General features: G+C 66.7%; 22 protein-coding genes and 1 tRNA gene. 8 read left to right on the forward strand and 15 right to left on the reverse strand.

What is annotated here, in order from left to right; all coding sequences use genetic code 11:
* The first annotated feature begins 106 nt into the window (after positions 1-106).
* Positions 107-1,684 (forward strand): ribosome biogenesis GTPase Der, encoded by a 1,578-nt coding sequence (der, locus tag ACZF5Y_RS04245; RefSeq protein ID WP_497535293.1) that lies wholly within the window; start codon positions 107-109, stop codon positions 1,682-1,684.
* Between the two features lie 330 nt (positions 1,685-2,014).
* Positions 2,015-2,977: a DUF817 domain-containing protein gene (locus ACZF5Y_RS04250; protein WP_497534580.1), complete on the forward strand. Its 963-nt coding sequence runs from the start codon at positions 2,015-2,017 to the stop codon at positions 2,975-2,977.
* A 19-nt stretch (positions 2,978-2,996) separates the two neighbouring features.
* Here ACZF5Y_RS04250 and ACZF5Y_RS04255 read toward each other — a convergent pair whose 3' ends face one another.
* The 3 genes from ACZF5Y_RS04255 to ACZF5Y_RS04265 all read right to left on the reverse strand — a co-directional run bounded on the left by ACZF5Y_RS04255 (position 2,997) and on the right by ACZF5Y_RS04265 (position 6,166).
* On the reverse strand, positions 2,997-3,398 hold the full coding sequence (locus ACZF5Y_RS04255; protein ID WP_497534581.1) for a DUF4190 domain-containing protein: 402 nt from the start codon (positions 3,396-3,398) through the stop codon (positions 2,997-2,999).
* Positions 3,399-3,845: 447 nt separating this feature from the next.
* A complete protein-coding gene (locus ACZF5Y_RS04260; RefSeq protein ID WP_497534582.1) occupies positions 3,846-5,450 on the reverse strand; it encodes an MFS transporter in 1,605 nt (534 codons plus the stop codon).
* A gap of 128 nt (positions 5,451-5,578) precedes the next feature.
* Positions 5,579-6,166 (reverse strand): TetR/AcrR family transcriptional regulator, encoded by a 588-nt coding sequence (locus tag ACZF5Y_RS04265; RefSeq protein WP_497534583.1) that lies wholly within the window; start codon positions 6,164-6,166, stop codon positions 5,579-5,581.
* A gap of 321 nt (positions 6,167-6,487) precedes the next feature.
* Between ACZF5Y_RS04265 and rraA the strand changes: the two genes are divergently transcribed.
* Complete coding sequence (gene rraA / locus ACZF5Y_RS04270; RefSeq protein ID WP_497534584.1) at positions 6,488-6,958, forward strand: ribonuclease E activity regulator RraA; 471 nt, start codon at positions 6,488-6,490, stop codon at positions 6,956-6,958.
* Positions 6,959-7,040: 82 nt separating this feature from the next.
* Positions 7,041-7,793 (forward strand): lysoplasmalogenase family protein, encoded by a 753-nt coding sequence (locus ACZF5Y_RS04275; RefSeq protein WP_497534585.1) that lies wholly within the window; start codon positions 7,041-7,043, stop codon positions 7,791-7,793.
* Positions 7,794-8,173: 380 nt separating this feature from the next.
* On the opposite strand, the gene ACZF5Y_RS04280 is transcribed toward ACZF5Y_RS04275, so the two are convergent.
* The 4 genes from ACZF5Y_RS04280 to ACZF5Y_RS04295 form a co-directional block, all read right to left on the reverse strand.
* Entirely contained in the window at positions 8,174-9,199 is a 1,026-nt protein-coding gene (locus ACZF5Y_RS04280) for a methionine synthase (RefSeq protein WP_497534586.1), read from the reverse strand.
* Between the two features lie 78 nt (positions 9,200-9,277).
* On the reverse strand, positions 9,278-10,294 hold the full coding sequence (locus ACZF5Y_RS04285) for a putative oxygenase MesX (protein WP_497534587.1): 1,017 nt from the start codon (positions 10,292-10,294) through the stop codon (positions 9,278-9,280).
* 71 nt (positions 10,295-10,365) lie between these two features.
* The gene (locus ACZF5Y_RS04290) at positions 10,366-11,319 is read right to left on the reverse strand and encodes a LysR family transcriptional regulator (RefSeq protein ID WP_497534588.1); all 954 of its coding nucleotides are present in this window, start codon (positions 11,317-11,319) and stop codon (positions 10,366-10,368) included.
* Positions 11,320-11,389: 70 nt separating this feature from the next.
* Positions 11,390-12,322: an NUDIX hydrolase gene (locus ACZF5Y_RS04295; RefSeq protein ID WP_497534589.1), complete on the reverse strand. Its 933-nt coding sequence runs from the start codon at positions 12,320-12,322 to the stop codon at positions 11,390-11,392.
* Between the two features lie 180 nt (positions 12,323-12,502).
* On the opposite strand from ACZF5Y_RS04295, the gene ACZF5Y_RS04300 reads away from it, so the two are divergent.
* The 4 genes from ACZF5Y_RS04300 to ACZF5Y_RS04315 all read left to right on the forward strand — a co-directional run bounded on the left by ACZF5Y_RS04300 (position 12,503) and on the right by ACZF5Y_RS04315 (position 14,506).
* Positions 12,503-12,637: a hypothetical protein gene (locus ACZF5Y_RS04300; protein ID WP_497534590.1), complete on the forward strand. Its 135-nt coding sequence runs from the start codon at positions 12,503-12,505 to the stop codon at positions 12,635-12,637.
* Between the two features lie 9 nt (positions 12,638-12,646).
* On the forward strand, positions 12,647-12,964 hold the full coding sequence (locus ACZF5Y_RS04305; protein ID WP_497534591.1) for an aminoacyl-tRNA deacylase: 318 nt from the start codon (positions 12,647-12,649) through the stop codon (positions 12,962-12,964).
* 236 nt (positions 12,965-13,200) lie between these two features.
* Positions 13,201-13,274 (forward strand) — tRNA-Pro (locus ACZF5Y_RS04310).
* Positions 13,275-13,819: 545 nt separating this feature from the next.
* Entirely contained in the window at positions 13,820-14,506 is a 687-nt protein-coding gene (locus tag ACZF5Y_RS04315; RefSeq protein ID WP_497534592.1) for a hypothetical protein, read from the forward strand.
* A gap of 292 nt (positions 14,507-14,798) precedes the next feature.
* Here the strand turns inward: ACZF5Y_RS04315 and ACZF5Y_RS04320 are convergent, their stop codons facing one another.
* The 8 genes from ACZF5Y_RS04320 to ACZF5Y_RS04355 all read right to left on the reverse strand — a co-directional run bounded on the left by ACZF5Y_RS04320 (position 14,799) and on the right by ACZF5Y_RS04355 (position 21,875).
* Positions 14,799-16,022 (reverse strand): tyrosine-type recombinase/integrase, encoded by a 1,224-nt coding sequence (locus tag ACZF5Y_RS04320; RefSeq protein ID WP_497534593.1) that lies wholly within the window; start codon positions 16,020-16,022, stop codon positions 14,799-14,801.
* Positions 16,009-16,218 carry a helix-turn-helix transcriptional regulator gene (locus tag ACZF5Y_RS04325; RefSeq protein WP_497534594.1) on the reverse strand — a complete coding sequence of 70 codons (210 nt, stop codon included), beginning with the start codon at positions 16,216-16,218 and terminating at the stop codon, positions 16,009-16,011. The genes ACZF5Y_RS04320 and ACZF5Y_RS04325 overlap by 14 nt, the downstream gene beginning before the upstream one ends.
* Positions 16,215-16,862 (reverse strand): hypothetical protein, encoded by a 648-nt coding sequence (locus ACZF5Y_RS04330; protein ID WP_497534595.1) that lies wholly within the window; start codon positions 16,860-16,862, stop codon positions 16,215-16,217. The genes ACZF5Y_RS04325 and ACZF5Y_RS04330 overlap by 4 nt, the downstream gene beginning before the upstream one ends.
* A 121-nt stretch (positions 16,863-16,983) precedes the next feature.
* Entirely contained in the window at positions 16,984-17,475 is a 492-nt protein-coding gene (locus ACZF5Y_RS04335; protein WP_497534596.1) for a single-stranded DNA-binding protein, read from the reverse strand.
* A gap of 77 nt (positions 17,476-17,552) precedes the next feature.
* Positions 17,553-19,322 (reverse strand): type IV secretory system conjugative DNA transfer family protein, encoded by a 1,770-nt coding sequence (locus ACZF5Y_RS04340; protein ID WP_497535294.1) that lies wholly within the window; start codon positions 19,320-19,322, stop codon positions 17,553-17,555.
* Between the two features lie 217 nt (positions 19,323-19,539).
* A complete protein-coding gene (locus ACZF5Y_RS04345; protein WP_497534597.1) occupies positions 19,540-20,202 on the reverse strand; it encodes a CPBP family intramembrane glutamic endopeptidase in 663 nt (220 codons plus the stop codon).
* Positions 20,203-20,231: 29 nt separating this feature from the next.
* Complete coding sequence (locus tag ACZF5Y_RS04350) at positions 20,232-20,735, reverse strand: ClbS/DfsB family four-helix bundle protein (protein WP_497534598.1); 504 nt, start codon at positions 20,733-20,735, stop codon at positions 20,232-20,234.
* 672 nt (positions 20,736-21,407) lie between these two features.
* Positions 21,408-21,875 carry a hypothetical protein gene (locus ACZF5Y_RS04355; protein WP_497534599.1) on the reverse strand — a complete coding sequence of 156 codons (468 nt, stop codon included), beginning with the start codon at positions 21,873-21,875 and terminating at the stop codon, positions 21,408-21,410.
* Between the last annotated feature and the right edge of the window lie 76 nt (positions 21,876-21,951).

Consider the following 21,951-nt stretch of genomic DNA (forward strand, 5'->3'; position numbering starts at 1 on the left):
CGAGCAGACCCCTCAGCGTGCGGGCAAGCACGCCGCCGACAGCGGCGACAGCCCAGTGAACGGTGGAGCAGTCAGCGACGGAGCCGAATTCGACGGCCCCGAGGTGATGCAGGTGAACCCCGACGGCAGCCAGGTGGCCGCCGCTCCCGAGTTCGACCCGGAAGACTACGAGACTGAGAGCGTCTTCAACGCCGCCGACTTCGCCGACGACGTGATCGTGGGCGAAGGGTACGACCCGTCGGTCACCGATGAAGAGCGCCTGCGCGCCATGCGCTCCAACCTCGACGGCTTCGACCTTGAAGACGATGACCTCGCGATGATCAGCGACGAGGGCGAGTTCCTCGGCTTCCGCGAGCCGGTCGCCGAGGCGCTGCCCGTCGTCGCCATCGTCGGACGCCCCAACGTGGGCAAGTCGCAGCTCGTCAACCGCATCCTCGGCCGTCGCGAAGCCGTCGTGCAAGACAAGCCGGGTGTCACCCGTGACCGCGTCACCTACCCGGCCGAGTGGACGGGCACGCGATTCAGCCTCGTCGACACCGGCGGTTGGGAGCCCGACGCCAAGGGCATCGACGCCTCGGTCGCACTGCAGGCCGAGGTCGCCATCGAGCTCTGCGACGTCGTGCTGTTCGTCGTCGACTCGCGCGTCGGCCCGACCGCGACCGACGAGCGCGTCGTGCAGCTGCTGCGCCGCACCGACAAGCCCGTCTTCTTGATCGCCAACAAAGTCGATGACGCCGTGCTCGAGGGCGAAGCCGCGCAGCTCTGGTCGCTCGGCCTCGGCCAGCCGCACGCCATCTCGGCGCTGCACGGCCGCGGCGTCGCCGACCTGCTCGACCAGGTCATCGCCGTGCTGCCCGACGAATCGGCCGTCGCACAACCCAAGCTGCTCGGCCCCCGCCGCGTCGCACTGCTCGGCCGCCCCAACGTGGGCAAGTCGAGCCTGCTCAACAAGGCCGCCGGCGAAGAGCGCGCCGTTGTCAGCGACATCGCCGGCACCACCCGCGACCCCGTCGACGAACAGGTCGAGATCGCGGGCCGCGTCTGGACCTTCGTCGATACCGCCGGCATTCGCCGCCGCGTGCACCTGCAGAAGGGCGCCGACTTTTACGCCTCGCTGCGCACCGCCGCGGCGCTCGAAAAGGCCGAGGTCGCCGTCGTGCTGATCGACGTGACGCAGGAGATCTCGGATCAGGATCTGCGCATCATCGACCTCGTGCTCGAATCGGGGCGCGCGCTCGTGCTCGCCTTCAACAAGTGGGACATGCTCGACGACGATCGTCGCCGCTACCTCGAGCGCGAGATCGAGACCGACCTGGCGCACGTCGACTGGGCACCCCGCGTCAACATCTCGGCGCGCACCGGTCGCCACCTCGAGAAGCTCGTGCCCGCGCTTGAGCAGGCGCTCGAATCGTGGGATACCCGCGTGCCGACCGGCAAGTTCAACGCGTTCGTCGCCGAGCTCGTGCAGGAGCACCCGCACCCGCTGCGCAGCGGCAAGCAGCCGCGCATCCTCTTCGGCACCCAGGTGCAAAACCGCCCGCCGACATTCGTGCTCTTCACGTCGGGCTTCCTCGACCCGCAGTACCGCCGCTTCATTCAGCGACGCCTGCGCGAACGCTACGGCTTCGAGGGCAGCCCCATCGTGATCAACATGCGCATTCGCGAGCGGCGCCCCCGCCCGTAGGGCTGGTGAGGTGCGAGCGGGGCTCGGAATCTGAGGATTCCGGGCCCCGCTTTCGTGTGTGGTTGGGTGGGGGCGGGGTGCTGGGCGCCCAGCTGCCCGATGCTTGCTGTGCCGAATGCCGCTGGCCTGCTCCTCCCCGCCCGCCCACCCCGGCCGCGAGCACACCGTTCTCGCGCGAGTGCACCCCTCAGAAACCGGTGCACTCGGCAAAAAGTGGTGCGCTCGGGGCGAGGTGGTGGCGGGGGAGCGGCGCGAGGAAGTGAGGCGGGGGAGCGAGGAGCCAGGCGGCGCGGCGCGGGATCCCCAGCCGGCGCACGCTAGCCTCTCTGCATGGGGAGTGCAGCGTCAGCGGGGGAAGCGGGGGAGCCGCGCGAGCGCGCGCAGCAGCCCGGCGGGAGTGCCGGCGAGCGACAAGAAGCGCCCCGGCAGCTCACCCCGCTCGAGGGTGCCATCGACCGCACCGCTCGGCGCCTCCTCGCGGGCAAACCGGAGCGCGGCGCCCGCGCGGTGCTCCTCGAGATCGCGGTCTTCCTGCTGAAGCAGGCGTGGGCCTGCATCTTCGGGGCGCTCATGCTCGTCGTCATCGTCGCGGCCCGGCTGTGGTACCCCGACGATGCGGTGCTCGCCCGCAATGATGCGATGACGATTGCGGCGGTGGCGATCCAGATCGGAATGCTCGTGGGCAGGCTCGAGAGCGGGCGCGAGCTCTGGGTGATCGTGCTGTTCCACATCACGGGCACCGTCATGGAGCTGTTCAAGACCGACGTCGGTTCGTGGGCGTACGCGGCCGACGGGGTGCTGCGCATCGGGGCGGTGCCGCTCTTCAGCGGGTTCATGTATGCCGCGGTCGGGTCGTACATGGTGCGCGTCTATCGGCTGCACGACTTGCGGTTCACGCGGTATCCGCCGATCTGGGCGACCACCGTAGTGGCGGTGGCGATCTACGCGAACTTCTTCACGCACCATTATGTGTTCGATGCGCGGTGGATCCTGCTCGCCGCCGTCGTGCTGCTGTGGTTCCCGACGATGATGCACTTCCGCATCTGGCGAGCCACCCTCAAGGTGCCGCTGCTGCCCGTGTTTCTCGGGGTGGCCGTGTTCATCTGGATCGCCGAGAACATCGGCACACTCTCGGGCGCCTGGCTCTACCCGAACCAGACCGAGGGGTGGGAATTCGTGTCGGGGCAGAAGATCGTCTCGTGGTTGCTGCTCATGATCATCTCGGTCGTCATGGTCACCTGGGTGTATCGACCCAGGCGACCTGACGCGGTTGAGATGACGCACGAGCGGTGATCCCGCAGCCCTGAGCGGGTTAGACCGCGGCGAGATGCGCGAGTGCGGCGAAGCCGAAGACTGCGACGCCGGCGAGAGCGATGACGGCCCAGATGGCGAGCATCGCCACGTTCAGCCAGACGCCCCAGAGCGCGAGTGCGCGATCTTGCGTGCCGCGGCGCAGCGCGAGGATGCCGAAGATCAGGCCGGTGATGGGGGCGAAGAAGGTCCAGCCGCTCGCGACCGACGCGATGCCGAGCACGAAGCTCGTGATGGTGAAGGCGCGCGAGTGGTCGCTGGCGACCGGGCCGTTCGGGAACGGCACGGAGCCGGTCGACGCGGCGTTGCTCGCCGGCACCGGCGCGGTATCGGGGGCGACGGTGGTGTTCGCGGTGTTGTGGGTGGTGGTCTCTGCGACGTCGGGGGTCAGTGTGGCGCTCATGGCGTGCTCCTCTCGGTGCGGGGCGAACCGGCTGTTCGTCCGCGATGATTCCAAGGTACGTTCGCACCCCCGTGCCGCGCGTCGGCCCGAGGTATCAACCGCATGAGACCCCGGTACCGCTTCGCGCAGTACCGGGGTCAGGGGTGTTCAGGGTGCGGTGAGGGGGTGGCTCAGGGTGACCCCGGTGCCGGATCGCCGCGCCCAGTTCGCTCAGCCCTCGCTCGCGGTGCTCCGTGCGAGGCGGTCGAGGGGCTGCGGTCTCGTGCAAATTTGATGACCCGTGTGGTGCGCCATTCGGGGGTTTGGCGCATCACACGGGTCATCAAGTTTTGGGGCGCGGGGCGGCTTCGAAGCCCGCGTCCGCAGACTTGATGGCAGTTTGGTGCACTATTCGGGGTTTTAGCGCACCAAACTGCCATCAAATTTGGGTGTCCGGCGTGCGCGTACCTAGTGTGAGGCCTCCGAGACGTCAGTGCCCTTGGGCGTCGTCACGAACACGGCCACGGCGACGGCGAACATGATGACGCCTCCGGCGATCCCGGTCGTTTGCATCGCGTGCGTGAACGCGACGCCCGCTTGCTGGCCCAGCTCGGGGAGGTTCAGCTCGCCCGCGATCGAGACCGCGGCGCCGAGCGACTCCTCGGCCTGCGTCGCGAGAGTGCCGTCGATGCCCGTGAGCACGCTCGCGCCCATGAACTCGGTGCGGTAGAGCAGCGCCGAGATGCTGCCGAGGATCGCCACGCCGAGCACGGCGCCGAGCTCGTACGACGTCTCTTCGATCGCGCCGGCGTTGCCCGCCTTCTCTTCGGGGGAGCCGTGCATGATCATTGCGGAGGCGATGGCGAGGGATCCGGTGCCCGCGCCCACGAGGCACAGGCCGATGATCACCGTGAGCAGGGAGAGCGTGCCGGGCTGCACGCCGATGAGCAGCATGCCGAGCCCCGCGAGCCCGAGGCCGCCCGAGAGTACGGCCCGCGCGCCGATGCGGCGTGCGACGGACGGGGCCGCGAGCGAGGCCAGCGCGCCGGTGATCGCGATCGGGAAGAGGCGCACACCCGCCTCGACCGGCGACGCGCCGTCGACGAGCTGCAACCACTGCGCGATGAGCAGCAGCGCGGCCATCATGGCGAACGTCGAGCCGAGTGCGGCGATCGTGCCGGCCGAGAAGACGCGGTTGCGGAACAGGCCGAGGTCGAGCAGCGGGGCGTCGTTGCGGAGGCAGCGCAGCACGAACCAGACGAGCAGCGCGGCGCCGGCGACGAACGCGACGATCGCCTCGGGTACGAAGACGCTCGCTTCCTTGCCGAATGTCTTGATCGCCCACACAAGCAGCGTCATGCCGACGAGCGAGAGTGCGGCGGCGATGAAGTCCCAGCGGCCAGGATGCGCGACGCGCGACTCGGGCAGGATCAAGATGCCCGCGATCACGCCGATCGCCATGAGCGGCACGTTCACCAAGAACGCTGCGTGCCACGAGAAGTGCTCGAGTAGCACGCCGCCGATGAGCGGCCCGAACGCGGCGCCGAGGCCCGAAACCGCCGCCCAGATCGCGAGGGCGGTGGCGCGCTCGCGGGCGCTCGTAAAGATGACGCGGATCAGCGACAGTGTGATCGGCATGATCATCGCGCCGCCGATGCCGAGGATCGCGCGGATCGCGATGACTGATTCCGCGTTCGTAACGAACAGCACCAGCAGCGACGAGGCGCCGAAGATCGTGTATCCGAGCAGCAGCATGCGCTTGCGGCCCCAGCGGTCGGCGATCGCCGCGAACGAGACCAGGAGGCCGGCGAGCACGAGGGAGTACACGTCGATGATCCAGAGCTGCTGCGACGAGGTCGGGTGCAGCTCGGCTGCCATCTCGGGCAGCGCGATGTTCAGGATGGTCATGTCCATCGTGATCACGAGCAGGCTCGCGGTGAGCACGCTGAGCGCGGCCCAGCGGCGGCGCTTGCTGAGCGGGGCGCGGGGCGCTGTGGCCGGTGCGGCGTGTGCGGCGTCGCCGTGCGTGGCGTTCGAGTTCGTCGGGGTCTGGTTGGGGTGCAGATCGGACATGGTCACGGCCTTTCCAGGGTCGCTGTGTTCCGGAGTGGGATGGGTGAGGGGTGGGGCATCGGAGGCGCTGGGCGGATCGGGTGCGTGCGATCCGGAGCGCCGTGTCGGCTGTGCCGCCGACGCCCCCACTATTTTGAGAGGTCGGGAACCGGCATCGTCGCGAGCGCCGTCAGCGCGCGCGTGATCTGATCGCGACCGAGCGGCGTGCGCGTGAGGCCGGCGTGCATCGTCGCCCCGTCGAGAAAGACCGCGATCGCGGTGGCGCGCTCGGCACCGGTGCACGGCTCGAGCATGTCGACAAGGCGTTCGGGCCAGCGCAGGGCGAGCGCGCGCAGACGCTCGTCGGTGGTGCCGGCGGTCATGAGCGCGATGTCGGCGTGCACGCAGCGCTCGTCGTTGAGATAGCTGAGCAGTTCGTCGACGACGGGCCCGGGGTCTTCGAGCAGGTTCGCGACGAGCGGCTCGAGGCGGGCGAGCGCCTCGTCGATCTCGTCGGCGAGTGCTTGCAGCGCGGTCTCGCGTAGGTCGTCGATCGACGTGAAGTGCTGGGTGGTCGACCCGAGCGGCACCGATGCGCGTGCGGCGACGGCGCGGTGGGTAAGGGCGGCGGGGCCCTGCTCCACGATGATCGCGGTGGCCGCCTCCAGGATCGCCCGGCGCCGACCCTCGGGGTCGCGTCGACGCGGTGCGGCCTGCGTGGCTGTCTCTGCGTTCATCATGCTCCGGGTTGGGGTTTCACGCTAACCCTGCGGATTGGTGTCACTTTCTGCGCGAAACCGGGGTGATTTGGCGCAGAAAGTGACACTGATCCGCGGCGGGGTGCGGGTCTGCCAGTAACTGTACATGTGTACATGTACTTTTGTACAGTTCGGGATCGCGGCACGTGTTGCGTGGGCGTGACGAACTCGCGCCGGATTGCCCCCGATTGCCGCGCCTCACCCGAATGTCGGAGGATGCGGGTAACGTCAGACGCACACGCCGACACCACGTCGGCATGCGGTCACCGGAAGGGCTGGCCGCGAGAGGGGAGCAACATCATGGCGCAGGTCAGCACCGCAGATTTGTACGACGAGCGCGGCAGCGAGTTGGCGTCGGTCTCGCTGCAGTTCCAGAACATCGGCGGTATGACCGGCTTCACGGGCGTCGTGCGCACGGTGAAGTGCCATCAAGACAACGCGCTGCTCAAAGAGGTGCTCTCGGGCCCGGGTGAGGGTGCCGTGCTGGTGATCGACGGCGGTGGATCGCTGGAGACCGCACTGGTCGGCGACATGATCGCGGAGCTCGCCTGCGACAACGGCTGGGCGGGCCTCATCGTGAACGGCGCCATTCGCGATCGTGTCGCAATCGGCACGCTGCCGTTCGGGGTGAAGGCGCTGGGGTCGAACCCGGCGAAATCCACGAAGACCGGGGCGGGTGAGCTCGACGTGCCCGTCACGATCGGCGGCGTGACGTTCAAGCCGGGCTCTCAGGTGTGGTGCGACGACGACGGCATCTTGGTCGAGCCGTAACCCGGTTCGAGCGGAGTCGAAACGCTGTCAACCCCGCCACTCAAGCACTGCGATGATGCCCCGCGAGCCCTATGATGCGAGTATGACCGAGCGCACCCGTGCCCTGTGGCCATTCGTTCCGTACGCGGTGGTCTCCGTGGTGCACGTGATCGCCTGCTTCGGCCAATACGCTTTCGAAGGCTGGACGAAACTGCTGCTCATGCCGCTGCTCGTCGCCGCCGTCGTCGCGTCGCTCGTGTTCCTACCGGGGCTGCGCGTGCGGCCGGTGCCGGTGGGTGCGCTCGCGATGCTCGTCATCGCCATTGTGTTCTCGTGGCTCGGCGACGGGGCGCGGTGGTTCTTCCCGATGTTCCGCGACGAGCTGCCGATGATGCTCGCGTGTTTCGGCATCGCCCACGTCGCGTATGTGCTGCTGATGTGGCGCGGTCGGGGCATCGCGGTGCGCCGACTACCGGCGTGGAGCCTCGTGTACGTTGTCGCGTACCTCGTGCTCATCGCCCTGCTGCTGCCGCACACGAAATCGCTCTCGGGCGCGGTCATGGCCTACGGGGTGCTGCTCGCAGCGACCGCCGCGATGGCGACCCGGTGCGGCCCGATCGTGGGGCTGGGCGGCGCGCTGTTTTTGCTCTCCGACGCGATCCTCGCGTTCCGGCTCTTCGTGCCCGGCACATCGATCTGGACGAACGGGCTCGTCATGCTCACCTACACGCTCGGCCAGGGCCTCATCGCGTTCGGCATCGTGGCGGCGCTGCGGCGACGCGACACCGCCGAAAATGCGAGTGGGGCTGCGGGCGCCGGCGACCCGGCATCGCCCGCGGCGCCAGTGACGGCGTAGTCCCTATTCGCCCAGTCGTCTTCGCCTAGTCGTCTTCGCCCAGTCGCTGCCGTCAGCACCCAATCTGCAGTCATCACCCTCTGCGGGGCGGATTTGTTCCTCTGCGTGCAGATTGGGGTGATGAGTGCAGGGGGTGGGTCGGCGGTGGGCAGCCGGCGGACGACGGGCGGCAAGTGGCGGGGCCGGAGGCCGAGAAGCCGCTGCCGCCAGCACCCAATCGGCGGTCATCACCCTCGGCGGGGCGGATTTGTTCTGCTGAGTGCAGATTGGGTGATGAGCGCCGGTGGCGGGTTGCCGGGTGGAGGGCCGACGGGTGACGGGCGACGGGCGGCCGGTGGTGAGGTAGCGAGCGGGTGGGGCCGCGCGCGGCCCCACCCGGGCTATGCGAGTTCGGTGCGCAGCAGCTCCGCGCCCGCCGCGAGCGCCACCATCTTGTCGCGGGCGACGCCGCGCGAGAGGGGGGCCATGCCGCAGTTGGTGCTCGGAATCAGCTTGTCGGCGTCGACGTAGGGGAGCGCACGGCGCAGCGTCGCGGCCACCTCTTCTGGCGTCTCGATGGTGTCGTTGGCGACGTCGATTGCGCCCAGCATGACCTTCTTGCCGCGCAGCATCTCGATGACCTCGACGGGTACGCGCGAGTTGTGCGACTCGAGCGAGATGATGTCGAGCGACGACTGCTGCAGCAGCGGGAACGACTCCTCGTACTGGCGCCACTCCTCGCCGAGCGTCGCCTTCCAGTCGTTGTTCGCCTTGATGCCGTAGCCGTAGCAAATGTGCACGGCGGTCTGCGCCTTCAGGCCCTCGGTGGCGCGCTCGAGGGCGGCGACGCCCCAATCTTTCAGCTCGTCGAAGAACACGTTGAACGCGGGCTCATCGAACTGAATGATGTCGACGCCGGCAGCCTCGAGCTCCTTCGCCTCCTGGTTCAGGATCGTCGCGAACTCCCACGCCAGCTTCTCGCGGCTCTGGTAGTGCGCGTCGTAGAGCGTGTCGATCATCGTCATCGGGCCGGGCAGCGCCCATTTGATCGGCTGGTCGGTCTCGGCGCGCAGGCGCTTCGCATCTTCGGCGAAGACTGAGCGCTCTCGGCTCACCGCACCCGTGACGGTCGGCACGCTCGCGTCGTAGCGGTTGCGAATGCGCACCGTCTCGCGGCGTTCGAAGTCGACCCCGCTCAGGTGCTCGATAAACGTCGTGACGAAGTGCTGACGCGTCTGCTCACCGTCGCTGATGATGCTGAGGCCCGCGCGACGCTGTTCCTCGGCCGCGAGCGACTGCGCATCGAGCTTGCCGACCGCGAGGTCGTCGCCCTCAAGCTTCCAGGGCGACCACAGCTTCTCGGGCTCAGAGAGCCACAACGGCTTCGGCAGGCTGCCAACGATCGCGGTGGGCAGGAGTGCGTTCATCGATGATTCCTCAGGGTTGTGACGTGCGGTCAGTGGCGCGGTGGGCCAGGGCTGCAAGACGGCTGCTGGCGGTCGGGGTCAGGCGAAGGCCGGTGCGGGATCCGCCACCGACTCTGCAGCACCCGCGTCGCCCGCGACCCACGCCTCGAGCACCGAGCCGTAGGGCTGCATGAGGTTCACTTCGGTGAACTTGCCCTGGATGGTGCCGAGCTGGCTGCGCTCCACGCGGTCGTAGTAGACCTGCGTGGGCGAGAAGTCGGCGTTCTCGAGGGTCGGGCGGTAGACGTCGGCGGCCGAGGTGGTGGCGTTGTAAATTTCGGGGCGGTAGATCTTCTGGAAGGTCTCCATCGTGCCGATCGTCGCCGCCAGTGCGAGCGGCGAGTGGTCGTTCAGCAGGTCGCCGCGGTGGTAGAACGCGAGCGGGGCTGCAGCGCCGCGCGGCATGAAGTAGCGCACATTCAGGCCCATCTTCGCGAAGTACTGGTCGGTCAGCGAGTACTCGTCTTGCTGGTACTCGACGCCCAGCACGGGGTGCTCGTTCACGAGTCGATGATACGTGCGCGAGGTCGAGACGCTGATGCAGATGACGGGAGGTTGCGCGAAGCGATCCTGATACGCAGAAGACGCGAGGAAGCGCGCGAAGACCTGGCCGTGCAGGTCGCCGAAGTCGCCCGGCAGGCCCTTCGCGCCGCTCGCCTTGTGCGCGGGGAGCACGACGCTGAAGTCGTAGTCGCGGATGTACGACGAGAAGTTGTTGCCCGCGATGCCGGGCACGCGCTGGCCGGTGTGCTTGTCGAGAATCTGCACGTCGAGCATCTCGATGATCGGGAACGCGGTGTCTTCGGCGGCCGGCAGGTGCAGGTCGACCGAGATGATGTCGAGCTCGACCCGGTAGCGGTCGCGGGTCGGGTTGTCCCAGTGCACGAGCTCGTTGCAGCGGTTGTTGATCATGGTGAGCGCGTTGCGCAGGTTTTCCTGGCGCTTCTCGCCGCGGGCGAGGTTCGCGAAGTTGGTGGTGCTGCGCGAGTTCGCCGACGGCGCGTAGTCTTCGTCGAAGCGGGTGGTGCTGATGCTGAACGTGCACTCGGATGTCATGTTTTCGAGTGTAGGCAGAACCCGGGGATATAGCCCCATCGGTATGGGCGATGCTCTGCCAGAGGCAAAACCTATGTCAAGAGCTCGACGCCGAAGTCGGCGACGACGTCCCGCATCTCATCGACGAAGCGCTGCGCCTGCGCGGTGAGTGCGATGTGCGTCTGGCCGATCCACCCGATCTCAATGCGCTCGTCAACGTCGAGTGGCACGGCCACGATCGAGGGGTCGAGATCGTCGGAGATGATGCCGGTCGAGATCGTGTATCCGCCCAGACTGATCATGAGGTTGAAGATGGTGGCGCGGTCGCTGACGCGGATGTCTTGCGCGACCGAGCGGGTCGAGAGGATCTCTTCGGCGAAGTAGAACGAGTTGTTGGCGCCCTGGTCGAAAGTGAGGCGGGGCAGTTCATCGAGGTCGTCGAGCGTGACCCGGGCGCGGCCCGCGAGCGGGTTGGTGCGCGCAATGAAGATGTGCGGGGTCGCGAGGAACAGGGGAGTGAAGGTGAGCCCCGAGTCGCGCAGCAGCTTGTCGATGACGTTGCGGTTGAAGTCGTTGCGGAAGAGCACACCGAGCTCGCTGCGCAGGGTGCGCACGTCTTCGATGATGTCCCAGGTGCGCGACTCGCGCAGGCTGAACGCGTACTCCGCGGCGCCCGACGCCTTCACCATGCGGGCGAACGCGTCGACGACGAACGAGTAGTGCTGCGTCGAGACCGCGAGCAGCCGGCGCGAGGGTGCGCGGCCGAGGTAGCGCTGCTCGAGCAGCTCGGCCTGCTCGGTGACCTGCCGGGCGTAGCCGAGAAACTCGGTGCCGTCTTCGGTGAGCGTGACCCCGCGGGTGGAGCGCACGAAGAGAGTCGATCCCACGCGGCTTTCCAGGTCTTTGAGTGCGGCCGACATGGTGGGCTGCGAGACGTAGAGCAGGTCGGCGGCCGCGCTGATGGAGCCCTCGGCGGCGACCTCGACGAAGTACCTCAGCTGCTGCAGGGTGATGCCGCGGGCCGCGCTCGTGCCGGTTCTGACCATAGAGCGAGGCTATCGCGACTTGCAGGTTGGCGCGCTTTCTCGATAGCCGAAGCGTGAGTGTGGCGAACTGTTACAGGTCGAGCGCGCCCGTGACGGGTGGCTCGGTGAGTTCTTCGGGCAGGATCCGCAGCAGCTTCTTGACCCCTCGAATGGCCGTGGCACCCGCGGCGGTGACCCGCACGCGCAGCTCGGCGTCGCTGGTGACGACGGTCGTGATCGACCCGCCGGCCTTCAGCATCTCCACGGCGCCGACGATGGTGTCGTCGCCCGTCTCTTCGGCGCTGAGCACGTGCACGGCGTCGGTGCTCTCGATGCCACGGGCGGTGCCCTCGACGACGAGAATCCAATCGGGGTAGACGCGTTCGAGGCCCGGCACGCGGGGCTCGGCAAGGTCGAGAAACCCGGCTCGGATGCCATCGCGGGTGTGCACGAAGTCGGTCAGGCGATCCCGCAACCGCACTGCGGCACCCCTGCGGTCTTTCCACCAGCCGTTGGGCACGCTGCCGATGACGTTCGCGGCGTCGACCACGACCGTGGGCGGCGGGCCGAGCAGGGGGCGCAGCAGCTGCCAGCTCGTCGCGAACGCGGGGTGCAGGGGGAGGTCGTCGACCTGGTCGAGCGGCACCCAGGCGAGGGCGTGGCTTTCGGGGTCGGTGATCTCGGGTTCGAACGGGGTGGTGACGTCGGCGATGAGGGTCGTGTACGTCCATCCGCCGCGGTCGAGCACGTGGGTGTAGCGGGCGCGCACGGCGTCATCGGGTACCCCGGCCTCTTCTTGCGATTCGCGGATCGCCCCGGCGATCGCGCCCTCACCCTCGTGGCGGGCGCCGCCCGGAATGCCCCAGGTGTCGCCGTGATCGCTCCACGTGACGCGGTGCTGCAGCAGGATCGCGTCGCGTGCGTGATCGTAGGCGAGCAGGCCGGCAGCGCCGAAGCGGCCCCAGTAACGGCCTCCGTCGTCGGCGGTGACCCAGGCATCGCCGGGGTTTCGGAGGTCGCTCATGGTCTCAGCGTAGTCGGGTTGGCGGGCTCGGTGCTGGGGTTGCGGGTGGTTTCGCCGTGAGTTGGTGCGGGTGTTGCGTGGGAATGCGCGGGCGGTGGGGCGGTGTTGTACTCTACGTCGCCCGCGGGTTCGCTTGCGCCTTTTCATCCTTCCGCTTGCTGCTCTACCCAAGGAGTCTCGATGACCGCCGCTGAATCGCCCGCCGCTGTGGCGCTCGCCGCCGCCGATGCCGAGGCCCGCGGGCTCGCGGTCGAGTTCGTGTCGCGCGAGCCGGGGCAGCGGCCCGCGCCGGTGGAGGGGCTTGAGTTCGTGTAGACGATCGTCGTGCAGGGGAAGGATCGCTTCGTGCTCGTACTCACCCCCGTCGATGCTCAGTTCTCGTGGGCGAAGCTGCGCAAGATGCTCGGCGTGAACAAGCTGTCGCTGCCCGACGCCGACGGCGCGTTCGCCGCGACCGGCTACGTGCGCGGCACCATCTCACCGCTGGGCGCTGCCGGTTCGTGGCCCGTGGTGATCGACGCGCGGCTCTCGGGGCGCCGGATCGCGATCGGCTCGGGCAGCCCCGCGTTCGGGGCGCTGGTCTCGGCCGATGAGCTTGCCGTTGCGTATGGTGCGAGTGTGGTGGATCTCACGTCTGAATGAATGGCGCGCCCGGGGTGCCGTCGTGGTCTCACCGTGGAATCTGCGGCGGTGCTTGGGTTTCTGGCCGGCTGGTTATTTGCGTCGCCGGAATGTGGGTAATATAGAGGGGTTGCCTCGGCAGTGGGTCAGTCTCTGATCAGCTCGCTAGAGAACAACGGGCTGTGGCGCAGCTTGGTAGCGCACTTGACTGGGGGTCAAGTGCGGTAACGACTCGGTACGGCTCGAAAATAGAACAACGGGATGTGGCGCAGCTTGGTAGCGCACTTGACTGGGGGTCAAGGGGTCGCAGGTTCAAATCCTGTCATCCCGACAGAAAAGCCCAGGTGAGAGCAGGTTTCTCACCTGGGCTTCGTCGTTTCTGTTGTCCTTTTCGGAGGGGTTTATGGAAGCATCCGACCACGGGTGCTGATGCCCTCCGGGGCGCGTCGATTGCGGCCGTTGCGACGAGTCGGGACCTGGCCGGGACCTGGAGCCCGTTTTGGCCGCGATCGGCGGCCTTGTCATCGCCCAAGTGCTGTCGCTCGACTGGACGTAGCGGGGCTGTCGCGGTTGGAGTTCTCGTGTCCGTCGAGGAACGCGTTGGCGCGTGCGGCAGCGTCGGTGAGGTGCCTAGTGTCGGGGTGGAGGTACCCGCGGGTCGTCTCGATCGGTTTGTGGCGGCATGCCCGCGTGCGTCGGGGCAGTATGCCCGACCACAATCCGCAACAGCGCCGACCGCGAGCGGGGCGGCAGCCCGAGCAGTATCGGAGTTGTGCGGTCGCGGCGCAGTACGGCAACTCAGCTAGAGGTGCCGTGCGTCCGCTCACGCTCGTATGCGTGAGGGAGGAGGTGCGGGAGAATCGGTAGGATTGTGCGGTGGATGCGAACGTCGAGAAAGCGCCCCGAGTCAAGACAGCGGGGCGGTATCTCGTCGTCGCCCTGTACGCCTTCGCCGTGTTCGGCTGGGAGCTCGTCGTGACGATGCTGCTCGATCCGCTGTGGGGCGCCTCGCCCGGCGGGTCGCTGATGCACTGGGCGATCACCGCCGCAGGATGGCTCGTCGGCGCCATCCTGATCCTGCGATCGATCCGCAACCCCGTACGCGCGCTCGATCAGACGTTCGCAGGATCCCTCCGCGGCAACACATTTCTTCGCATCATGGGCGTCATCGCCGCGGTCGTTCTCGCGATCGGCATCCGCCTCCTCGTCCTGCAGGAGTGGAAGCCTCTCGGCGAATACGAACGACTGTCCGCCGTGCAGGGTGCGGCGACGCCGTTCGCGTTCGCGTTGCTCCTCGTCTACTACCTCTGCGAGACCGCCGTCATCTTGCTCGTCATCGCGCTGGGGCAGCGCGCGGGCGAGATGCGGTTCGGAGCTCCCGCGGCCCCCTGGGGCGGACTCGTGCTGGCGTGCACGTGGGGAGCGACGCACATTCTGCTCCAGGGGCCGGCCACCGGGTTCTATGCGATGTCGGCGGCCGTGCTCTACGGCTGCATCTACTCGCTGGGCCGACGACGCTCCGTCGTCACGTACTTGCTCGTGGCGGCCGCCTTCATCCTCTGACGACGTCTCGTCGGCGAGATCTCACCTTGCGACCGCTCATGGGCGGGAGGGCGATGCGACTCTGCAAGCGACGATTATCCCGCACAACGTCTGCGGCAGAGGATCCGCTGCGGAGTCCGATGGCGCTGCGGTGGCCTAGGCGAGCTGGGGAAAGGCGCGGACGATCGTGAGCGCGTCCTCCAGGGACTGGCCGCCCACGGAAGGAGCTGCCTCGGTGAGGGCCCGGCCGATGGAGAGCGCGGCGAGCGCGTGGATGAGCTGGAGCCCGTTTTGGCCGCGATCGGCAGCCCTTTCATCGCTGCGGTGCCGTCGCTCGATTGGACGTAGCGGGGCTGTCGCGATCGGGGCTTTCGTGTCCGTCGAGGAACGCGTTGGCGCGTGCGGCAGCGTCGGTAAGGTGCCTGGTGTCGGGGTGGAGGTACCCGCGGGTGGTCTCGATTGATTTGTGGCCGAGGATGCCTTGGAGCACGTGGAGTGGGATGCCTGCGTCGGCGAGCCAGGTTGCTCCGGTGTGGCGGAGCCCGTGCCGGGTGAGGCTCGGTAGCTCAAGCTCGGTGACGAGCTGGTCCCACTTCGTCGCATCTCGCACCGATGCTGTGGTGAGCACCCCACCGCGAGGGCCAGTCAGTAGCCGCTCGCTGGGCTCGCGGTCGTGGGTGAGGCGTTCCAGTACGGGTGTGAGGGCCTGCAGGATGGGGACGTGGCGGATGTCGCGGCCCTTGGTTTGTTTGGTGACGAGCCCTCCTGCGCCGGGGTAGGTTTGGCGGCGGATCGTGACGATGCGTTGATCCCAGTCGATGTCGCCGACTTGGAGGCCTGAGATCTCGGAGCCTCGCGCGGCGAGGAGAGCGCCGAGCATGACGAAGTCGGAGTAGCTCTGATGCACCTCCCCACACCGATCCGCCAGAGTCGTGAGGGTCGCGAGGTCTTTGAGTGCGTGCACGCGTGGCGATAGGTCGTTCTCTTTGAGGTTGAGAGCTGATTTACCGAGAGAGCGCCGGGAGCGGTTGCGGGCGGGATTGCTGGGCAGGAGGTCGTCGCGGACGGCTTCATCGAGGACACGGACGAGGGGCGCGATGGTGTTCTTGATCGTTGACGCGGAGTGCTGGGTCTCCCATTGATCGATGGTGCGGTCGACCATCCCGGCCGTGATCTGCGACAACGGCAAATGCCCCAGCGCGGGGAGCACGCGGAGGCGGAGACCGAGCTTGTAGCCGTCGACGGTGGAGGTTGGGTCAAGGCCACGCTGCCACCGGTCTCCGATCATCTCGACGTAGTCGGAGAGCAGGATGCGTTTGTCGATCCCGAGCTCGGCGGAGGCTTGCAGATACTGGAAGAACTCGTCTGCTGCTTCCTCGTCGGGGACAACGAGGGCGCGGGTGACACGTTTGCGGGTGTGCGGGTCGATCCAACGGGCGCGGGCACGGATCCCGGACGTGCGGTGTTCAAGATCGGTGGTGACCTTCACCCCGATCGGTGGCACCGAGAGCGGCGCGGTGGGGTCAGGCGTGCTCATCGATATCGAGGGACGCGAGCCATTGTTCGACCTGTTCGATGCGGTACCTCGTCACACCGCCGATCCGGATGAACGGCGGCCCCTTCTTCTCCGCCCGCCACCTCGACAGCGTCGATTCCGATACCCGCAGGAACGCCGCCACCTCGCGGCTGTCCCGCAGCGGTGAAACAAGGACGTTGCTGGTCTGCTCGGTCATGACTGTTCGCTCCAATCGATGTTCACGATCTCCCGGATCGTCGCGTCCTGTTCCGCAGTCCGCGCCTTGACCTGTTCTTCGACGAACGCCAGGAAATCCTTCGTCCGCTCAGCCACCGGCACCTCTGCCGTGGAGTGTTCGGTCCAGCCGTCTGCTTCGCCACCAGGCCACACGGTGATGCGGGTGGGGCGGTCACGGTCCAGGCGTGTCCCGGAGATCGCGACCCAGTCGCGGAGACGTTCGCGGGCGATCGCGAAGTCGTGCTGCCAGGCGAGGGCTTGGTTGCCTTTGGCTTGCGGGTCGAAGCAGAACAGCCAGTGCTGCCTGAGCGCTGAAAGCTCCCACAAGAGTTCCGGGTGGCGGTGCCACATCGGAGGGATCACCTGTGCGGGGAGGCCGTAGGTGTGGCGGAGCCAGTCCACCCATTCGTTGAGTTCGAGGAGTTCGTGTTCGAGGTCGCCGGGTGGGAGAGTGCGCCAGTTGATCGGGCGTGGCACTTGCCCGAGCGCTGCCGCGAGGTCGCTGACGTAGGCCTGCTTCGCGAGCTCGCGCGTCTTCTCCTCCACACCGGGCGGGAGGTCCCCGAGATCCGCCCCGTCGAAGTCTGGCCCCGACACATCCGAGGGCGACTGTTCACTGTTCATCGTCTACTCCTGAATGAAAGACGCGCCGCTGCTGCAGCGCGAGAAAGCGAAGAGAGGTGGGTGCGGCGACCTGGCGGAGGTGTGAGGATGGTCGCCGCACCCGGCATGGAAACCCCACGGGTTAGCGGGCAACGGCCTCGCGCTCCGTCGCGCCCGCGGCGGATGCGGCGGGTGGTTCAGGGTCCAGGTCCGCTTCACGCTGCGCGAGCGCCTGCTGCATCTGTTCCCGGCCAGGGGCTTCGTGCTGCGGTGCCTCGCGTTCGGGTGCGCCGCGGTCGACGGTGTAGCGGGTGATGTTGTTGTCGTGTCCTATCCGGGAAGCGACGAACTGCTCCCGCTCCGCTCCGTCGTCGCCGGTGTAGGTGCGGGTTTCGCCTTCGGCGATGAAGTTGTCGCCCTTGCGGAACTGCTCGTGTGCGAGCTCGGCGGACTTGCGGAGCATCACCAGGTCGGTGAACTCCGGGTCGAGCTGCGTGAACGTGCCATCCTGTTCGAACCGTGCTTGAGGCTGCCCGACGCGCATGTAGACGCGGGCGTCACCGTTGCTGGTGAACGTCAGCTCCGGATCGGTGGCGACGAACCCTGCGAGGGACTGTTTGGTGCGGATGCTCATCAGCGGGTACTCCTATCGGTTCACCCCTGCACAGGACATGAGGGGGCTACGAGATAGGTGCGGGCCTCAACTGGGACTTAGAACCCCGTGCTTCCTCGCAACGCTTGCTCGACGCTCTTGCGATCGGCTCGTAGTTGTTTCGAGTCCGAGCGCGAGGGCCACGGGCGGAGGTTGGTGATGATGGGGCGCGCGGTGCGGAGCATCACGACACCGGTCCCGAACGGAAGTGTCCGCAGCACGTCGGGTGGAAGGATCGGTACCCGACGGATTGAGCGCTGGCTGGAATGTGCACCGTACGCGTCGGTGGTAATGGAGTCGGTGGTTTCGTCACGGTCACCGATGAGCGTGGCGAGGTCCTGGAGATCGCGACTGTTGGATGCTCCACCGAGGATGATCTTCACGATCGAGGCATCCCAGATCGCGTTCGCTTGGTTCTCGCCCCACTTCTCCCGCGCCTGCGCGAGTGACTGCAGCACGGGAAGGGGCGTGATGCCGGTGCCGCCACCTTCCGCCATCAACGTCGGCAGTGACGGCAGCGGGGCGAGATTTCCGATCTCATCCAAAGCCAGCAGCAACGGTGGGTCCATGCGTGCACCTGGTGAGCGTGCAGCGATCTTCCTCGCGGTCTCGACGAGGTCTTCGATGAATGCCGCCACCAGCGCAGAAGATGCTCCCGCCCCAGCACCGGTAGCAAGGAGATAGAGCGTCCCATTGCCCAGGAGGAAACTCTCGGGATCGAATTCCTCACCCGGTGCGGGGCTGACGGCATCGAGAACGCGGGGGTCCGCGAGGGCGGAGAACGCGAGGGAAACTCCCTGCCAGATAGAGTCGCGTGTGCGAGGATCGGCCTGCACCATCGCATCCAGCGAGTCTGCCCACCCTTCCGCCGCCCCCGCATGCGACGAGAGGACCCGGACTGCGTCTGCTGCGAGGGTGGGGTTCAGCGCCCATTGATAGAGGGTCTTCGCATCGCGTCCGTCGAGGGCTGCCGCGTGGAGGAGGCCTTGGATTGCGGCGGTGGTTTTTCCTTCCCAGAAGCCCGCGTCTTGGACTCCACCGAATCCGGTCGCAGTGGCGAGGCCTTTCGCGCGGATCATCGCCGTCAACGGGTCCTGACAGCCCCGCACGGGCGACCACCGCATCCCCGCAGGCAGACCAGGGGCGAGCCGTTGCGGGTCGAACACCGCCACCGGCCCTTTCCGTTCCCTGGCCTTCATCGTGGCGGTGAGGTTGTCAGGACGAGTGCTGGTCGTGATGACGGCTCCTGGTGCGTCGAGAATCGCGTTGATCACCACATGCAGGCCCTTCCCGGAACGGGGCGGGCCGATGAGAAGGATCGAGTCTTCGACCGTCGCCCACACCTGCCCGCCTTTCGCCGTCCCCAGCAGATACCCGACCTCTTCCGGCTTGACGTTCTCCGTCATCGACGGGCGCAGCGTTGCAGCCTTCTTCACCAGCGCTTTCGCGGACGCTACCCGCGTCACCTCGCCTGCGGTCGCTGTCCCTGCGAGTCGGTGTGGGTCCGTCTGTGAACAGGACCGGTGGATCGTCCGTGCGACGAAGAACCCCGCCGCACCCAGCACGGTAAGGAACGCAAGCACGATGAACCAGTAGAGAACGGCGCTGAGTTCCTCCGCGCCGAGCGCGATACCGGGATCAGCGGGGTGCGCGAGCACCGCGAGCCCGCTGGTGAACCCGCCGGTCGGCTCCGGCAGACCTGTCAAGAACGCAGCCACAGAGCCCGCTACGCGCAGCAGTCCGGTGAACGCGGAGGCAGTGACGAGCGCACCGAGTGCGAGGTTGATGAAGAGATCGTTGGCGGGTTTCGCCTGTACAGGTCCAGACACGACACGGCACCTTCTCCCGACCCCAGGGGTGGAAGAGGCGGGGTCAGGAGAACAGGTACGAGACACGCCCTAGGAACGCACCAACGACGACTCCGCTTGATGCTGATTCGGTGAAGAACCTCTCACGTGCCATGATCTCAACACTTCTTTAGTCTCGATGAGCGCCTGAGCGTAGCGAAAGCATCTTGGCACCGACTCAGCGTGCGAGGCTTCCTCATCACGTAATGGCGATGAGGAAGGCCAGGCCGATGCCGTTCCACAGCGCATGCGCGAGGATGCAGACGAGAAGGTTGCGCCCGGAAAGCAGGTACACCGTTGACAACGCTGCTGCGTATCCGGCGTAGAGAATCATTAGCGGCCACTCGTCCCAGCCCCGCACATGGATGGCAGCGAACGCTAGGCAGGAGACGGTCACAGCGACCCACGTCGACAGCACCCGCCGATGCTGACCGAGCGGGAGTTCACGGAACACCAGTTCCTCCACGATCGGTGCAACCACACCACCGAGCCCGACAAAGAGTGTCGCTCCTACGAACGAAGTCGACGCGGTGAGTACTTCGGCGGAGATCGCCGCCTGATTGCCACCCGTCGCAGTGTCTCCAGCGACGAGCAGTGCTGCTTGACTGATTGCCGATGCCACACCCATGAGAGCTAGTCCTACAGCGACCATCCCGAAGGCCAACACGGGTCGCTGCTTCGTCGTCCGCCAGCTCTGCACGAAGCTTGCTCGGAACACCCAAACCCCGAGCAGCATCACGACCACATATCCGCCGTTTTTCACCCCCGCGAACAGAGCCTCTGGTGCGAGCTCGCGTCCAACGAAGATCCACGCCGTCAGCACGACATAGAGTCCGAGAAATATCGGCCAGTGCACAGCCATAGTGCCCTCTTGGGTCGGTGCAGGCTGCCTCATGTGCTGCGGAGCCAGGAGCGGATACGGCGTCGCGCATTGGCGTACGGCGACGAGGTGTTGAATGAGATCATTCGGCCCATGTTCCACTTCCCGTACCAAGGCTCGCCGTAGAGTTCCGCATCCGAGTAGCGCTCAATCAAGGCGATGACCGCTTCCTTGGCATCGCGCAACTGCCTACGCAGCTCTTCCCAGGATTCCTCAGCGTGTTCGGCGTAGTACCGCTGGGCAAGGAGGCCGAGTTCGTTCCACTTAACACCGGCAGCAGGAAACTCATCCGGGAGGCCCTCGGCACGCCGCCGATGCCAGGTGAGGACTTGCTGGTTCCAGCCGATGAGGTAGGCCACCAAGTCTGCCGGGCTCATCACCGTATCCTGTGCATGCCCTTCCAGAACCAGCTGCCGTGCGGCTTCGACGGGAATTCTGTCGAGGTCTTGTTCCAGCTGCGCGAAGGTCTCCTCAATGGCGGCAAGGAGGTCTTCCTTCGACGCAGGGACAGGCATTCTCGGTTTCGGTTCTTCGCGGGCCGAGCTGGGGCTCCCGCGTATCGGGTCTCAGAGCCCATTTTACGAAACGAGCCCGCGCTTCAGTTCTCGACAGCTGCTTGTTGAGCGCGGGAATACCTACTGACGGAGCCCTCCCATTCGTCATCAACGTGGATATGCGCCATGAGCTTTTCTTGCTGGGGTACGGGCTGTGATTCCCCCGCCGAGTAGCACGGTCCCGATGGACATCTGCCGGGGCGCGTCAGAGGCACTCGATAGCCTAAGCGTCATCCTCTTCTTCGGCGGATTCCTCGCGGATGCGCCAGAAGCGCCCGTCAAGGTATCGAGGCGCTCTTTCCGGAGCACGATCGACGAAGCGCTGATCCATACCTAACACTCGGCGTGACCTCGAGACGGTCCTCGCCGAAGAACTCAAGTTGCAGTGGCTCAGAAGAGACGAGCAGCCTGACAACGACGTGTACTTCGAAGAAGGGCGTCATCAAGGAATATACCGACGGGTGGGATCCATCAACTCTCTCCAATCTGGCGCGTCGCATGGTCGCGAAGCTCGACGTGACAGGCGGATTGCTCGACGATCTACACGCTCTGCTGGCCGAGCACGACCGCGACGCAGGCGTTGGTACGGCACCCAAGATCTGATCTTCGCGGCAAACGGCCCTCAAGTCAGAGTTAGTCGATGGCTTGGACCGATGTCGTGCCTGAGATTCGTCCGAGCAGGATGACCTCGCCGCTGCTGAGCGCGGGCTTCTCACCTCGGTCGATCAGGGCACGGGCATTCCCGGTGTGATCTGCCGATGAGTGACGAAGGACGATCGCCACGGCGACATCCTCACCGGGGACGAACCCTTCTGCTGTGAACTCCAACAACCTCGGAACCGACACTGGTTCACCGGCTGTTTCGGGCGGAGCGAACGGAGATCGAGGCTGCGGAGCGGGTGGCGTGAGGATGTCTGCCCGGATACTGCCATCGAGCTCCCGCACTTCCACCCTCGTCGGCGCACCAAACCGGGCGACGAGCTCGGTCACTGTTGCAGCGATCTCACTGCGGGTGATCGGGGTGGCGGCAAGTTTGTCGCCGTTGACCGTCACGACCAAGCTCGTGTCAGAAACCGCTTCGAGGAGGATCTGCGGCAACACAGCAGGCACGACCCGTGGAAGGGTCTCGCTGGAGGTCGGGGTGTCGGTTTTGCGTGCAAGGAGGCGTCGTCGAAGG

It is taken from the genome of Leucobacter sp. WKLB1 (assembly GCF_059696215.1).